Annotated in this window: 13 protein-coding genes; 9 read left to right on the forward strand and 4 right to left on the reverse strand. The window is 63.2% G+C overall.

Features of this window, described 5'->3' with window-relative positions; genetic code table 11:
- Positions 1–29: 29 nt before the first annotated feature.
- The 3 genes from G6P99_RS40315 to G6P99_RS40325 all read right to left on the reverse strand — a co-directional run bounded on the left by G6P99_RS40315 (position 30) and on the right by G6P99_RS40325 (position 3,770).
- A complete protein-coding gene (locus tag G6P99_RS40315) occupies positions 30–1,034 on the reverse strand; it encodes a glycosyltransferase family 2 protein (protein ID WP_165126115.1) in 1,005 nt (334 codons plus the stop codon).
- Positions 1,031–2,299 (reverse strand): glycoside hydrolase 5 family protein, encoded by a 1,269-nt coding sequence (locus G6P99_RS40320; RefSeq protein WP_156928977.1) that lies wholly within the window; start codon positions 2,297–2,299, stop codon positions 1,031–1,033. Before G6P99_RS40320 ends, G6P99_RS40315 begins: the two co-directional genes overlap by 4 nt.
- A 337-nt stretch (positions 2,300–2,636) precedes the next feature.
- Positions 2,637–3,770, reverse strand: a complete 1,134-nt coding sequence (locus G6P99_RS40325) for a GNAT family N-acetyltransferase (RefSeq protein WP_051346715.1) — start codon at positions 3,768–3,770, stop codon at positions 2,637–2,639.
- Positions 3,771–3,984: 214 nt separating this feature from the next.
- On the opposite strand from G6P99_RS40325, the gene G6P99_RS40330 reads away from it, so the two are divergent.
- From G6P99_RS40330 to G6P99_RS40370, 9 genes are all read left to right on the forward strand, one after another.
- Positions 3,985–5,538 carry a glucosamine inositolphosphorylceramide transferase family protein gene (locus G6P99_RS40330; RefSeq protein ID WP_051346716.1) on the forward strand — a complete coding sequence of 518 codons (1,554 nt, stop codon included), beginning with the start codon at positions 3,985–3,987 and terminating at the stop codon, positions 5,536–5,538.
- 272 nt (positions 5,539–5,810) lie between these two features.
- Positions 5,811–7,067, forward strand: coding sequence for an FAD-dependent oxidoreductase (locus G6P99_RS40335; RefSeq protein ID WP_035978078.1), 1,257 nt, complete (start codon positions 5,811–5,813; stop codon positions 7,065–7,067).
- Positions 7,064–7,855, forward strand: a complete 792-nt coding sequence (locus G6P99_RS40340; RefSeq protein ID WP_029084520.1) for a glycosyltransferase family 2 protein — start codon at positions 7,064–7,066, stop codon at positions 7,853–7,855. Before G6P99_RS40335 ends, G6P99_RS40340 begins: the two co-directional genes overlap by 4 nt.
- A 39-nt stretch (positions 7,856–7,894) precedes the next feature.
- The gene (locus G6P99_RS40345) at positions 7,895–9,049 is read left to right on the forward strand and encodes a glycosyltransferase family 4 protein (RefSeq protein WP_063618992.1); all 1,155 of its coding nucleotides are present in this window, start codon (positions 7,895–7,897) and stop codon (positions 9,047–9,049) included.
- The gene (locus G6P99_RS40350) at positions 9,046–11,010 is read left to right on the forward strand and encodes a hypothetical protein (protein WP_029084521.1); all 1,965 of its coding nucleotides are present in this window, start codon (positions 9,046–9,048) and stop codon (positions 11,008–11,010) included. Before G6P99_RS40345 ends, G6P99_RS40350 begins: the two co-directional genes overlap by 4 nt.
- The gene (locus tag G6P99_RS40355; protein WP_029084522.1) at positions 10,997–11,755 is read left to right on the forward strand and encodes a hypothetical protein; all 759 of its coding nucleotides are present in this window, start codon (positions 10,997–10,999) and stop codon (positions 11,753–11,755) included. The genes G6P99_RS40350 and G6P99_RS40355 overlap by 14 nt, the downstream gene beginning before the upstream one ends.
- A gap of 10 nt (positions 11,756–11,765) precedes the next feature.
- Positions 11,766–13,043 carry a glycosyltransferase family 4 protein gene (locus G6P99_RS40360; protein ID WP_051346718.1) on the forward strand — a complete coding sequence of 426 codons (1,278 nt, stop codon included), beginning with the start codon at positions 11,766–11,768 and terminating at the stop codon, positions 13,041–13,043.
- Positions 13,034–14,368, forward strand: coding sequence for a hypothetical protein (locus tag G6P99_RS40365; protein WP_165126118.1), 1,335 nt, complete (start codon positions 13,034–13,036; stop codon positions 14,366–14,368). Before G6P99_RS40360 ends, G6P99_RS40365 begins: the two co-directional genes overlap by 10 nt.
- A gap of 356 nt (positions 14,369–14,724) precedes the next feature.
- The gene (locus G6P99_RS40370; protein ID WP_029084525.1) at positions 14,725–14,970 is read left to right on the forward strand and encodes a hypothetical protein; all 246 of its coding nucleotides are present in this window, start codon (positions 14,725–14,727) and stop codon (positions 14,968–14,970) included.
- Positions 14,971–15,032: 62 nt separating this feature from the next.
- On the opposite strand, the gene G6P99_RS47855 is transcribed toward G6P99_RS40370, so the two are convergent.
- Complete coding sequence (locus G6P99_RS47855) at positions 15,033–15,146, reverse strand: hypothetical protein (protein ID WP_414645604.1); 114 nt, start codon at positions 15,144–15,146, stop codon at positions 15,033–15,035.
- Between the last annotated feature and the right edge of the window lie 13 nt (positions 15,147–15,159).

A 15,159-nucleotide genomic window follows, 5' to 3' on the forward strand; every position in this document is an offset into this window, starting at 1 on the left:
GTCCAACAGGCCTTCCGTGCAACGCCGCTCTAGGATCTCCAGATCTGGGCCCGCGACGACAGATTCTGCGAGAAATCTTCGGCCATTCCGCCGAGACGCGTCGCGGTGTAGGCAAAGGCGGTCAGGCAAAAGCCGGCTACAATCGCCCCGGCCCGCCGGGCGGAGCTGAATTTGCCAAGCATCGCGGCCTTGAGCTCGCTCGCCACGGCCCGCGGCAAGACTTCGCGAACATAGCGCTGTTCGGTCTTGAGTCCGTCGCCGGAGCCCGCGAGATTCCTCAAGACCGCCTTGGCGGTGCCCTCGATCAAGCAGCGATTGACGAAATACGCCCACGTCGCCCGCTGCGCCGGCACGACATGGTGCACCCGCGCTCGCTGGCGATAGGCAAAGTAGCCGCCGGGAAACAGACGAGAGGCGCGGATGCAGAGTTCAGTCTCTTCGCAGCTCTCGGCCTTGCCGCCGATCCTCGCGCGACCGCTGACGGAAAATCCAAGCTTGCGGCGACCGAGCTCCGAGGCGAAGCCACCGGCGCGGCGCAACACATCGGCGCGCACTGACATGTTGGCGCCGATCGGGTTGCGAATGCGCCCGTCCTGCACATCCATGCCGGCATAGGTGCAGCCGACGACCCAAGCGAATTCGGCAGGAAACCAGGACGGCGGCGGCGCCTGCCACATCGGCACCACCGGTCCACCCGCTCCCAGCACCGCTGGATCCCGGTAGGCCTCCAGCAGATCCTCAAGCCAGCACGGGTCAGCAGCGGCATCGTCATCCAGGAAACAGATAACCAACGCCGTGGCGTGCTCCGTTCCTGTCATGCGGCCACCCGACAAGCCGGGTTTCCCGGCATTCGCGAGAACGGTGACGCCGGCAAATTCCTGCGCGGCCCGCGCTCGCAGGGCTTCGTTGTTGTCGATCACCACGATGATTTCCCGGGGCGCGCGGGTTTGGGCGCGGACTGACGCGACGGCGCGTTGCAGCGCGCCCCAGCGGTCGAGCGTGTGCGCGCAAATCACCACGGATGCATCAATCATGGCAGCTTCCGTCCGTTGTCCGGGGCCCGGTTCGTTTCCTGGGACCGCGTCGCCCGCGCTGTCGCCGCCTTGAAGGCACTCCAGATCGCGCTTCCGTCATTGCGGATATCAAACTGATCATGCTCGTCGACGGGAAAGCGCCCGCTGTCCTGACGCGACACAAGCCGCCACACCAGCCACCCCGCGCAATCGGGGTCGCGGCCAAGCTTGTCGAGCCACATGGCGTAGGCCGCGGCAGCGTCCGGATTGGAGCGGGCGTAGCCGAACTCCTCGAGCAGAACCGGTTTGTTGGCGCGAACCCCCAACTGGCAAAACTCGGTGATGGTGTCGCCGAACTGCTGAACCGTCTGGTTGAAAAAGAGCGGGTAACCGTGCCAGGTCCCGTAATCGAGGGTGGGAATCGTCAGGTCGGACAGCTTGTCGGCGGCGCTGATATTTCCGGCATTTCCTGAACTGACGAGATGATTGGGATCGAGGAACTTGACGTAGGCAGACATCTCTCTGGTCCAGGCCAATCGCAGGCTCTCCGGACTCGCATTGCCTTCGTTCATCAACTCCCAGGCCATGATGTTCGGATCGTCGCGGTAGGCGATCCCGGTGAAGGAGTTGACGCGCTCCACGACGTGGCGAACCCAGGTCATGTAATCGCGCCGGGTGCGCCGGTCGCGAAAGAAGAAGCCGGACTTGTCCTGGCTCCCGTACCAGGCCCGCATCTGCTGAGCGCCGCCCGTATAGTCCCAGAAGTCGAGGAAGGCGATGATCAGTCTCAGGTGTCGCTTGCTGGCTTCGGCGACCAGGAAATCAATCTTCTGCATTCCGTTCGCGCCATCATTGATGGCCATCCCGCCTTCGCGATCGTCCCAGTAGAGCAGGTACGTCCCCTTGACGCCGAGATCGCTCGCGTCGGCCTGCATCTTCCACTGCCAGACGGTCGCCATGCTGCCGTCAAGCGATCCGATGACCGGCTGAAGAAAGGTGCGGACCACGTTGGCGCCCATCGCCACCGCGTCGTCGAGAACGCGAGTGACTTCGTTCTCCGAACCGAAGGTGAGATAATGGTTGTTCACGCCAGTCACAAAGAACGGTCTGCCGTCAAGCGTAAAGCGCGTTCCCTGAGCTTTGACGAAGGGTGCTGCCGGCGGACCGTCTGCCGCTTGACCATCCGCTGCGCTGGCGATGGTTGGGGCACATAGCAGCGCACACACCAGTACGCGCAGTCCGGTGTTGCGTAGCCTGTCTCCCGCCCATTTCCAGCCAACAATCATGCCTCCACGTGACTATCGCACGCGGCCGAGCGCAACTTCCCCGAAGGGTTACTCCCTTCGGCGCCGCGCTCCGAAGGGCCGGCTTCCGATCAAGTGAAGGTGATTAGCCGGCTGGCGAGGAAGGCATTGGCTGGAGTATCCAGCGCAGGCTGCGCGTCTCCATCGGCGCGGCAAATCGCCGCCGTTTGCGGATCGGCATGACCTTAAGACGGAAATCAGTTTGTGCCTGAAGGATCGGCGCAGCGCCCGCGGGGTCGCCTTGTCACAAGGCAAGCACATGACAGTGATGCGGCCAGCATGTGACCAGGTTCGGAAACTGTGACGCGCTCTGCGCGCCTTACCCGGAATGCTGGATCGTGTGCCACATTCGGCTACGCTCGCCGCCAAATTGCAGACGGCCCTCGTGCTGCGCCACTTCCATCGCGAACGCCTGCGAGCTGCGCATATGCACATCGATCAGGGCATCGACCATGGTGCGTCGGCCGGTCCACAGCTGCGACATGATTCCATCCGCCAACGAACATGAGTCGATCGCGGCGATCTGATCGGATTCAAGCAGCTCCTCCGTGATCCTGCTGATCAGCAGAGCCCCTGGGGAAAAGCGCGCGAAGGACGCATCGAATGCGGTCTTCCACGTATAGGCCTGGCGGCCGCTGTAGATCAGGACTTGGCCAGCGATCGCAACGTCATCGACGCGCAGAAGGGCGACCGAGGCCAGGTTGTGCGCGGCGAGGTTTCGGATCAGCTGACGGGCAAATTGTGCATCGCCGGCGTCGCACAGCAGCGCTGTACCCTCCTCACCCTTCCAGCTCGCCGCCTCGAGCGCGAGAAAGACCTCGAACGCGGCTTCCGTTTCGGCCGGTGACCGGCCGTTCACAATCTCCACCTTTCCTGTCGCAGAGAGCCGATTCCAGTCCTGGCGCAGCTTCTTGCGGGTCGATCCCGATTTCTTGGTCCCTGAGCACCGATCGGCAAACGGACGTTCGACGCGCACAAGCTCGCGGTGCCGGCCCACGCCCTCGAGCTGCCGGAGCATTGCCGGATAGACAACGGGGTCAGCTTCGAATGACCGCAATCGGATGATCTTGGGCAGGCTGAGGTCGTGCCTGATCACGTCAAAAAACGCTGCCATCACCTCGTCAGCGCGAGCACGGTCGATCACGGCATTCGAGGTGGACGCGTAAATCGGGATCGCTTCCAAAAAAGCGGGCGTGGACGGCAAATTGCGCCTTTCGCACAAGGCCCAGAAGCCAACCGGACAGCGAGGCTCCACCCCCTCGTCCCACGCGATCAGGACGTGGATCTCGGCAAAGCCGGTCTCGGCAGTGGCAAGCAGCGCCGCGGGATGCATGAACGCATTGCCGTCGACGCGCGCAACGAGATCGTCCCACGGTTCGCAGAGTTCGGCACTCGGCGAGCAGCGGTACGCTGCAATCAATCCATTCTTGGCCCGTTGCCAGCCGACATTCATGCATCCAAATGACCTTCCCGACCGGCCGAGCGCAACTTCCCCGAGGGATTACCCCGTCTGACATCACACATCCCAGCGCTGTTTGGGCCATAGTTTTGCAGCCGATCGCCCTGGCGTGACCGTGTGCCGTCAGACCGAAAAAGGTGCTGCCTTTCCTCGTCGGCAAGGCACGCGGTTACGGCGGGCGAAGAAACCGAACGGGCTCGGGGAGTGAATGCGCGTTTGCCTGCATCTTGATCCGTCGCGGCTGCTGCGCTGGCATCTGTGGCTCGCGGAGGCGCTTGCCAAGAATCCGTGCAACGAGGTCTCGTGCACTTTCGGCTCCGATCGCCACCCGATGCCGCAAATTTGCCGCTGGCTGCTCGAGCTGGAACGGCTCGTCTACGGCGTTCGCGGAGATTGCGCCACCGATTCCATCCCGGCCGCACTCCGAGCGCTGGCGCCCCCGACCACCACGCCGGATGTCGTGATCAATCTCAGCGGCGAGACACCCGTCACGCGCGCACGGCGCGTGCTGACACCGCTCTTCAACGGCGTCCCCGGCGAACTCGGAGTGCTGGCAGCGCTGGCGAATGGTGAGGACCTGCTCGTCGAACTGCACGATACGACTTGCCCCTGGGGCCCGTGGACGGCGCGCCCCGCCAGTGCAGACCGCGACGTGTTCGCGGTGAGCCTTGATGGCACCCTCTCATGCGCTATCCTCTTGATCCTCAAGGCCGTGCGCGGGGACAAGCGGACAGCTGCATCCGATGCCGCCCGTCCACGGATGGCCAGCCCTCCAGGCAGCGCTGCGGCCCTCATTTGGGCGAGTGGCACGGTGGCATCGAAGGCCATTCGGCTCCTGAATATCATTGCAAAAGGCGGAAAGATGTGGGGCGTCGGCTGGCGCCGCAACGAAGGGACAAGCCTGCTCGACAAGGGCAAAGCCGTCTTCAAGGTGCTCGCTGCGGATGCCGACAGCTATCTTGCCGACCCGTTTCCGTTCAGCCACCACGGGCAGGATTTCATCTTTGTCGAGCAGTACTCCTACCGGAAAAAGCGGGGATGCATCGCGGTCGCAAGAGTGAACCGCGACGGCACGACCAGCGCCCCGCGGATCGTCCTGGAGGAGCCGCACCATCTCTCCTATCCGTTCGTGTTCGAGCGGGACGGACAGATCTGGATGATCCCGGAATCCGGGGAAGCGAGCAATGTCAGCCTCTATCGGGCCATCGAATTCCCCTACAGGTGGACCCGGGAAGCGTGCCCGATCGACCGCGTCGAGGCCTACGACTGCACGCCGCTGTTTCGCGACGGCCGCTCGTGGTTCTTTGTCAGCCCGAGACGGTGGAGATCCTCGGCATGGGACGTGCTCGACGTCTACCACGCGGAGGGCCTGACCGGGACCTGGGTACCTCATGCGGCAAACCCAATCCTGATCGACGCCTCGCTCAGCCGTCCTGCCGGCGCCTTCATCGAGCACGGCGGGCAAATCCTGCGCCCGGTCCAGAACTGCTCCCGCGGTTATGGCGATGCGATAACGCTATGCCGGATCGATGCGCTCGGACCGTCGGAATTTGCTCAAACCCCGGTCGGTGTCATCCGAGCGGCAGGCTTCGGGTGCCATACCTACAACCGTGGGTCTGGCCTTGAGGTGATCGACATGTTCGGTCGGGTCAGGCGATTGCGAGAGGTCACGGCCTCCTACGAGCCGCTGTCACCGGAGGTGTCGGCCGCAGTGAATCGGCAGCCCGCCGCCCTGGCTTCGATGCCGGCTGATTTCGCGTGAGAAACACGCGCAGTTGCTTTCCCGCGCGACCGAAATCATCACCGGCGAAGTGGTTGCTGATGCAGGGCTATTTCGTCGGCATCGGAAGCGATCTGAACGGATAACTACAAAGAGCTAACCACCTATCGTGCTTCCACTGTGAAGCGGCATCAGCGATCCTTGGCGTCGAGGGTAGCCGGAAGAGGGCCGCAAGGAGAGACTTCAGCGTTGGTAATCTCCCGATCTCTTTTTCATTTCAACTTCTGTTTTTATTTCGTGCGGGAGGTGCACATATGGGCCGATTAAGCACATCCGTAGATGTGGCCGTCATAGGCGCCGGCCCCTACGGCTTGTCGCTGGCTGCGCATCTGCGCGCACGCGGTGTGGAGCACCGGATTTTCGGTGAACCCATGGGGCCCTGGAAGCACAACATGCCACGCGGCATGCTGCTGAAATCATATCCCTGGGCAACAAGCCTCTCCGATCCCGGATCGGAATTCACGGTGAAATCGTTCTGCACCGAACGCGCCATGCCGTATCATGACGTGCTGACGCCGCTGACGCTCGACCGGTTCATCGAGTACGGCGAGGCATTCCGGATGCGGTACGTGCCCGCCGTGGAAAGCAAGGTTCTCACCGCGTTGGAGACCGCCGATGGCGGCCTTCGCGCCAGCTTTGACGACGGCGAGACGATCAACGCGCGGCGCGTCGTGGTGGCAGTCGGCCTGCAGCCCTTCGAGCACCTGCCGCAGGACGTCGCACATTTGCCTGCCGAGTTGTGCTCGCACAGCGGCAAGTACGGTTCGCTCGAAGCATTGGACGGCAAGGAAGTCGTCGTGGTCGGATCCGGATCGTCCGCGACAGACCTCGCCGCGCTGCTCCATGAACGAGGGATTTCGGTTTCGCTCGTCGCGCACGCAAAGCAACTGCGTTTCGCCAACCGTCCCCACAACCGCTCTTCAATCGAGCGTGTGATGGCGCCGTTGAGCGGCATCGGCCCGGGTTGGACACTGTCGGCCTACGCAAAGTATCCTCAGCTCATCCGGCTGCTGTCGAAGGAGCGGCGTATCGGGATCGCCAATCACGCGGCGCTGGGCCCGCTGGGTGGCGCTTTCGTGAGGGACCGCGTTGTCGGAAAGGTGCCGACGCTACTCGGCACTTCCCTCCAGAGCACCGAGACCCGCAACGGCAAGGTCCTGCTCAATCTGGTCGACGCCAGCCATGCCAAGCAATCGCTGCAGGCCGACCATGTGATCTTCGCGACCGGGTACAAGATCGATGTCAGCCGGCTCGGCTTTCTGAACCAGGCGCTGCTTCGCCACATCCGTCTTGAAGAAGGTGCGCCGCAGCTTTCGTCGCATTACGAGGCGTCGGTGCCGGGCTTGCATTTTATCGGTCCCGCCGCAGCAAACAGCTTCGGCCCGGTGTGTCGCTTCGTATACGGGACCTATCATCCTGCGCGGACTCTTGCCCAACACCTATCAAGTATCCTTGTCCGGTCGCGGCCTGCGGTGCAGGTCCGGCCATTTGATCGTACGGTGCTGCCATGAACGCTCCTGTCCCCAACAATCTCTCCTACGTCAGTACCGTATGGGTGCCTGACCCGGTCAATCTCGCGCTCGCACACTCGCTGACGATGCCGCGAGTGAGCTTCGTGGTCCCGACACTCAATGAGGCCAAAAATCTGCCCTGGCTGCTGCCGCGTATCCCGGCATGGGCACACGAAGTGATCATCGTCGACGGACGTTCGACCGACGACACGGTTGCGGTGGCGCGCAGCCTGCGCGAGGACGTGAAGGTTGTGATGGAGCCACGGCGCGGCAAGGGCGCCGCCCTGCAGGCCGGTTTCCGCGCCGCCACCGGCGATATCATCGTCATGATCGATGCCGACGGCTCGATGGTGCCGGAGGAAGCCATCGTCTTTGTCGGCGCGCTAATCGCGGGCGCGGATATGGTCAAGGGCTCGCGCTTTCTCCAGGGCGCAGGCACCGACGATATGTCGTTGTTCCGGATGCTCGGCAATTGGGGGCTCACCCTGATGGTGCGGCTGCTCTATGGCGGCTCGTTCTCCGACCTCTGCTACGGGTACATGGCATTCTGGACCAAGCACGTCCCCACGCTCAATTGCGACTGCGACGGATTCGAGATCGAGACTCTCATCAACGTACGGGCCCTGAAGAACCAGTTGAACATCGTTGAAGTCCCGAGCTTCGAAGCTCCGCGCATCAGCGGCCTGAGCAATCTGCGCGCCATTCCGGACGGCTGGCGCGTCCTCAAGACGATCCTGCGCGAGCGGGTGCGGTCTCCGGCCTCTCTTGTTGCCTATGGCTATCCATAGGCGACACGGGCGGATCGCAAGTCCAGGTGGGTGAGCCGAATGCGTATCCTGATGGTTGCCGCTCGCTGCCACCCCTTCGTCGGCGGTATCGAAACCCACATCCAGGAGGTGGGTCCTCGCTTGGTGGCGCGCGGCTACTCGGTCGACGTACTGACGACCGATCCGTCGGGAAAGTTGCCGGTTGAGGAGAACGTCCGTGGCATGAGCGTGCGGCGCGTGCCGGCCTGGCCGAAGGAATTGGATCTCTATATCGCACCACAGGTCTATTCCGCGATCCGGCGCGGCACATGGGACCTGATCCACTTTCAGGGTTACAGCACTTTCGTCGTGCCGATCGGGCTGCTCGCGGCCGTCCGCACTCAAGTCCCGTTCGTCCTGACCTTCCATAGCGGCGGGCATTCCTCGCGGCTGCGCAATGCCGTGCGCGGCACCCAGCGCGCGGTGCTCCGTCCGCTGGTGGCGAAAGCCGCACGGCTGATCGGGGTCTCCGAATTCGAGGCCAGCTTCTTCAGCACGAAGATGGGCATCCCGCGGGAGCGGTTTGTGGTCATCCCGAATGGCGCCGCGATGCCGGCCGCCAGCCCCGGCGTCAAGGTCGATCCCGGCCTGATCGTCTCGAGCGGCAGGCTTGAGCACTACAAGGGCCATCACCGGGTGATTGCGGCCATGCCGGAGTTGATCCGCAGAGTGCCGAACGCGCGCCTGCACATCGTCGGGACGGGGCCTCACGAGGGCGCGCTGCGCCGTCTCGTCAGTACGCTTGGTCTTGAAGATCGGGTCACCATCACGGCCATCCCAGGATCCGAGCGGCAGAGAATGACCGACCTGCTGGCGAGCGCCGGCCTGTTCGTGCTGCTGAGTGAATACGAGGCTCACCCTGTCGCCGTGATGGAAGCGCTGTCGCTGCGCCGGCCGGTCCTTGTCAGCGACACGTCAGGGCTGAGGGAGCTGGCGACCAACGGCCTGTGCCGCGCGCTTCCGCTCAACGCGAGCCCGGGCGAGACCGCCGCTGCGATGGCCGAAGAACTCGCGGCGCAGCGAGAGATCCCCGACCTGGCCTTGCCGGATTGGGACGCCTGCGCGCAAGCGTTGAGCGACGTCTATCGTGATGTGGCTGGCAACCGGTCAACGGTCAGTCTTCTGCTCGACGACGCACTGAGCTTGCGATCCGTCACGAGGGCACGGGGCGGATGATACGAGCCCATCTCAACGCCGAAATCGCGATCGCACCGGCGCGTGCCTGGATGCATTCCATCCTTGCCATTATCGGCCCTGACCTGCGCGGCGACGATACGACGTCGGAGCCTGCGAACGCGAACTGGATTGCGACGCTGTGCCTCATCGTCGCCACGGGCCTGCTGCTGGTTGTGGCCGGACAGGGAGCCGGTCGTCGCGGCGCTGAAGTGGCATCGCTGCTGTTCTGGTCGGGCACCATCCTGGTGGTCGCTCCGACCAGCTTTCGCATCGCTTGGCCGGGTGTGGCCCGCAGCGAGCGTCTCTTCCTCCTGGTTCTCCTTGCCGGAGCCCTGTTCTTCCACAAGTCCGTCTATTCGCCCACGGGTCTCGGGTACCACGACGAATTCCTGCATTGGGCCGCCGCTGATGACCTTGTGACCGCCCGCCGGCTCTTCCTGCCCAATCCATTGTTGCCGATCGCGTCGGCGTATCCCGCCCTCGAGATCGTGACGACGGCGATCATGAATCTCACGGGCCTGCCTTTATTTGCGACTGCGACCCTGCTGTTGGCGGTCCTGAAAGGCACCCTCGTCGCAGCCATGTTTCTGTTCTACGAGAGGATTACCGGGTCTCCGCGCATCGCAGCCATCGGCTGCCTGACATACATGGGCTGCTCGACTTTCGTGGTATTCGAGTCGATGTTCTCCTACGAGAGCCTCGGCTTCGTGCTGTGCATGTTGATCCTCGCGGTCGAGGCTGGATCGAAGGATCTTGCCGGGCGACAAAAATTGAGCGCGCTCGGTCTGATTGCTCTTCTGTTGGCGAGCCTGGCGGTCACCCATCATGTCACGGCGGCCTTTGTCGCTGTCTATCTTGGAATGGTGGCGGCCCTGGAGGCATTGCGGCGGGACGTCTCACTCCGGTTCGAGGCAAGGATCGCCATGGGCGTCACCGCCGTGCTTGCCATCGTTATACCGCTCGTATGGGTGATGGCGCACGGCAATCCCTTCACTGGTTACGTCGGCCCCGTGGTCGAATCCGGCTTCAAGGCACTGCTGGCAAAGGTCCTGGGCACCAGCACCCCACAGTCAGAGCAGGTGGCCGCGCCGTCCCAGCCCCTCTTCATGCGCCTGACCACCTTGTTCGGTATCCTGTTCGTGGCCCTCGGGCTGGCGACGGGCTTCTTTCGGTCGCTGGCGATGACAGCGCCGGGCAATCTGCGCTCAGGCTGGCTTGCAATCTACGGCATTTTGAAACGACGCTGGACCGACAGCCGCGTCGTACTGCTCACCGTGCTGGCCTGCGGCTTTCCTATCTCGGTTGCGTTCCGCTTGACCGTGAACGGGTGGCAAATCGGCAACCGGATGGGAACGTTTGTCTTTATCGGTGTCGGACTGGTCGTCGGGGTGGGCATCGTCCATTTCTGGCAGGGTCGCGCCGCCCGCGGTTGGCGCCGGATCGTGCCATCCACTGCGCTGGCGGTGATCGTCATGAGCGGGGTCACTGCGGCATCGGTCGATCCGATCCGTGGCCGCTACAGGGTGGCTTCGGACGCGCAATCCATCGAGCACCTGGGAATCGAAACGGCGCTCTGGACCAGGGAGTGGCTTGGGCCCGGCAACCGCTTCACCGGCGATCGGGTCAATCGTCTGCTGCTTGCCGGCTACGGCCGGCAGGACGTGAGAACCAAGATCAATGATGCCGTCTATGCTGCCCGCGCGTTCAGGAACGAAAAACTCAGTTCAGACGATTTCTACGCGCTCGCCAGGAGCGAGCTTGATTTCCTGCTGGTGGATCTCCGCCTGACCACCGGGTCGCCAGTCCTAGGCTTCTACTTCGAGCCGTGGGAAACGCAGCAAGGAAAGCGGCTCTCGGCTGCCGAGTTGCTGAAGTTCAATGACGTCAAAGGTGTCACGCGCACTTACGACAACGGCTCGATCATCATCTACGACATAAGAGGACTGCATGCCGAGCCCTGACAAGCGCGACCTTTTCGGTGCCTGCTTGTGGGCAGGAGCCACGGTGGCCCTGGTCGCGGCCAGTGACAGCACGTTCCTGCGCTTCATCCTGGGCGTGCCGATGGTTCTGCTCATCTCCGGTCATGTCGTGCTGCGCGTTATCGGCGTAACGAACTCGTCGCTGTCCGAACATCTTGTCTGTTCGATCGGTGCGAGCCTCGCCGTCACCATCGCCGGAGGCTTTGTGCTGAACGCGATCGGCTCGCTCACTCCGCTTGGCTGGGCGTTCTGGTACCTGGCGGTGACAACAGGAGCGATGCTGATACCTGCCAGCGGCAGCGATGTCTCGATTCCGAGCGCCTGGCCTGGTTCAGTGCGAATCCGCTCCAGGCAGGGAGCTGCGGTCGCATTGGCGATGCTTTTGGCAACGGGAGCCTACGCTCTCGCCGTCCGCGATGAGGCCAGCGACCGGCAGTTCAAATACACCGAGCTATGGATGTTGCCACCGGCCAAAGGAGTTCCGGGCCAACTCGTCGTCGGCGTTCGCAGTGCAGAGACCGAGGCTCGGCGATACGACCTGGAAATCACCCTCAACGGCCAACCGTTCGCCGTCTTCCGCTCGCTGACGATCGCGCCGGGCGACACCTGGGTGCGGAAGTTCTCCGTGCCCACCCTTGCCACCCAGCAGAACGCCGAGGCCCGGCTCTACCGGCCGGACGACAACCGGCTCTATCGCAGGGTCTCGGCGCTGGTGCCGGGTACCTGAGGGGGAGGTCATGCGCATCTTGCTGCTGTCGCAATTCTATCCCCCAGTGATCGGGGGCGAGGAACGCCATGTCCGCAATCTCGGCGCGGCGCTGGCGCAGCGGGGCCACGACGTGAGCGTTGGGACATTGATGCGTCCGGGATCACCGGAGACCGAGTTGGACGGAGCGATCCGCGTCCACCGGTTGCGCGGTACGCTGCAGCGCCTGTCGGGACTACATGCCGATCCCGAGCGTCAGCACGCGCCGCCGTTCCCCGATCCCGAACTTGCGCTCGGCTTGAAGCGGCTGATTGACCGGGAAAGACCTGATGTCGTCCACGCCCACAACTGGATCTACGCATCCCTGCTGCCGCTCAGAGCCCTGAGTGGGGCCCGCTTCGTGGTTACCCAGCACGATTACGGGCTTGTTTGCGCCAAGAAGAACCTGATGCATCTCGGGACTCAATTGTGCAGCGGCCCGGCGCTGACGAAGTGCCTGCCGTGCGCGGCCCGGCATTATGGCGCCGCGAAAGCGACCGCGACCACCTTCGGCAACTGGGCCTCGAGCTTCGCTGCCCGACGCATCGTGGACCGCTTCATCGCGGTGAGCCACGCAGTGGCCCGTCACACCGGGCTCACCCAAGGCAGCGCACCCTACGAGGTGATCCCCAACTTCGTGCCCGACGATGTCGAGGTGCCTGGCCCGGAAGACCCCTGCCTGCGCGAACTACCTGACGACGGCTTCATTCTGTTCGTCGGCGACATGATGCGTCTCAAGGGCATCGACGTCCTTCTCAAGGCCTATGCCGGGCTGGAACGGGCGCCGCCGCTTGTCCTGATCGGACGCCGGCTCGCCGATACGCCGACCGAGTTCCCGCCAAACGTGCACACCTTCAGCGCGTGGCCGCATTCCGCCATCATGCACGCCTGGCGGCGATCCCTGTTCGGGGTGTTGCCATCAACCGGCCCGGAGGCGTGTGCAACCGTCATCATGGAAGCGATGGCGTGCGGCAAGGCCATCGTCGCAACCGATATCGGCGGCATGCCGGATCTGGTCGATCACGGCGAGACAGGATTTCTCGTACCACCCGGCGACGCGGCGGCGCTCGCCGACGCCATGCAGGCGCTGCTGGACGACCGCACCTTGCTGGCCCGACTCGAGGCAACAGGCCTGGCCCGCGTGGGGCGCCTCAAGGCCAAAGCGGTCGTGGCCCGGATCGAACAGGTCTACCGGGATGTCCAGCTCGCAGCTCCCGCCGAGGTCGCGATAGCCGCGTACCGGGACACGGGAGAGCCATCATGCCGATAGGCCTCGCCCGAATGGCCATCATGCGGCTGCGCCAGGCACTGCAAAAGAGCGCTACCCTCGTCATGAATTCCGGCGCGCTGGCGACCGGAACGGTGGTAACGGCTGGTCTTGGCTTTGCCTATTGGTGGGTCGCAGCCCGGCTGTTTCCGCCTGATGTGATCGGCGTTGCTTCCGGCCTTCTGGCTATGATGAGCCTCGTCACCCTGCTCGGCGAGGGCGGGCTCACCACCTTGCTCACCGGTGAGCTGGTTCGGCATCCCGGCAAGGAACCCGGGCTCGTCGCGGCCGCAGCTTCCGCCGGCGTGGCACTGACGGTCGGTTTGGCCCTGTTGTTTGTCGTCGGGGAGACGCTCTTCAACGGTTCGACCGGGCCGATCGACGGTTGGCTTGCAGGCCTGGTCTTCGTCATCGGCTGCGGCCTGAACAATCTGACAGTGGTGGGCGATCAGGCATTTGTCGGCATTCTGCGTAGCAGCAGCAAAATGATCCGACTGGTCCTGTTCTCCATATTCAAGTTGCTGCTGGTTGCTGCGGCGGCCGCCCTCGGCTTTACCTCCCCTACCGCGCTCCTTTTGACCTGGGTGGCGGGAATGCTCGTGTCCTGGATCGGCGTCGATCTTTTGACGAGGGGAGGAGCGCGCCGCCTCGTTGGGCCCCCGGATTTCCGACTGCTCCACATCCATCGCCGTCGGGTCCTCGACCATTATGCACTCGATGTCGCGTCAATGGCACCGGTCTTCGTCATGCCCTATCTCGTTCTGGTGCTCCTGACGCCGGTCCTCAACGCGACGTTTGTGGCGGTATGGATGATGGTCTCCGTCGCCTCCCTGATTCCGTCAGCCATGGCGATGGTCCTGTTCCCGGTTGTCCGAGCAAACCCGAAACAATCCCGACACAACATCCTGGTGTCGCTGACGGTATCACTGCTGTTCTCGCTGGCATGCGCCGTCTTCATCTTCACCTACTCACAGGAGATCCTGGCAATCTTCAATCCGGCATATCCCAAGATCGCCGGTTCGAGCCTGAGCTTGCTCGGCTTCAGCCTGCTCGGATCAACATTGAAGTTCCATGCCTGCACGCTCGTGCGGGTGGCAGACAGGATGCTCAAGGCAGCGCCCTGGTTTGCGCTCGGCGGGCTGCTGGAGCTGTGCGGTGCGGTCCTGGGAGCGAAGCTCGACGGACTTCAGGGTCTGGTGCTGGGCTGGACGCTCGCCGTCAGCATCGAGGGAGCATGCGCAGCCCTCTGGTTGGCATCGGCTACGAAGCTAGCTGCCGACACTGACCCTGTACTCCAAGACCCGACGTCATCGCCGGTCCAGACCTGAGAAGACGTTTTGATGGTAGCCGGCAAGCCGGCGATGGCTCGAGCAGCCGCCCCCAAGACTAGCGCAGCATCCACGGGAGTAAGGCCGGGACCGTCAGACTGCAAGTTTGCGGTATTATGGCGCAAACGCCACAAGGCTTGTCCGTCGTTCCTCTCGAGCATAAGATTCGCAGGCTCAACCCCTTGGAACGAATGATGGCGACAGGCCTTGAACTTGAGGTGTCCGCCTTCCTAAACCAATACAACGAAGCCTTCGCTACTTTCGATGGCGAGCAAATCGCAGGGCTGTACTGCGTTCCCATGACTACGATGCGCGGCGATGGGTCGATACATTGATTTCAGTCGCGTGAGGAGGTTGTGAAGTTCTTCCAAGGCGTTGCAGATACCTACAAGGGCGCCGGCACGACAGGTGCTACCGCGACCGATTTGGTGGCCGTTCCGCTCGGCGAGCGCAGCGCTCTTGCAACGGTGACATGGAGACAACTTCAAGCCGAAGGTAGCTTGGGAAGACAGTGGCGGCAATCGTACAACATCGTTCGTTTTGTTGAAGGCTGGCGCATCTTAGCCGCGACATTTCACTTAGACGCCGCGTTGGAGCAGTGACTTCCCGGTTTGGGTCCAGGAGCGGAAGAACCAGAAGGGGGTTGTCGCACAACGACCAAGGCCTATTTGAGAACCGCCGCCGTCCGGGTCAGCCATCCGCTTCGCGACGATGTTAAGCCATAGCGCACGGACCGGCGGCGCTTGTCAGCTTTTCTCCGCGCATCCGAGAGCGACATGGTCGGGTAGCTG

The sequence above is a fragment of the Bradyrhizobium sp. 6(2017) genome (assembly GCF_011058295.2).
Lineage (GTDB): Bacteria > Pseudomonadota > Alphaproteobacteria > Rhizobiales > Xanthobacteraceae > Bradyrhizobium > Bradyrhizobium septentrionale.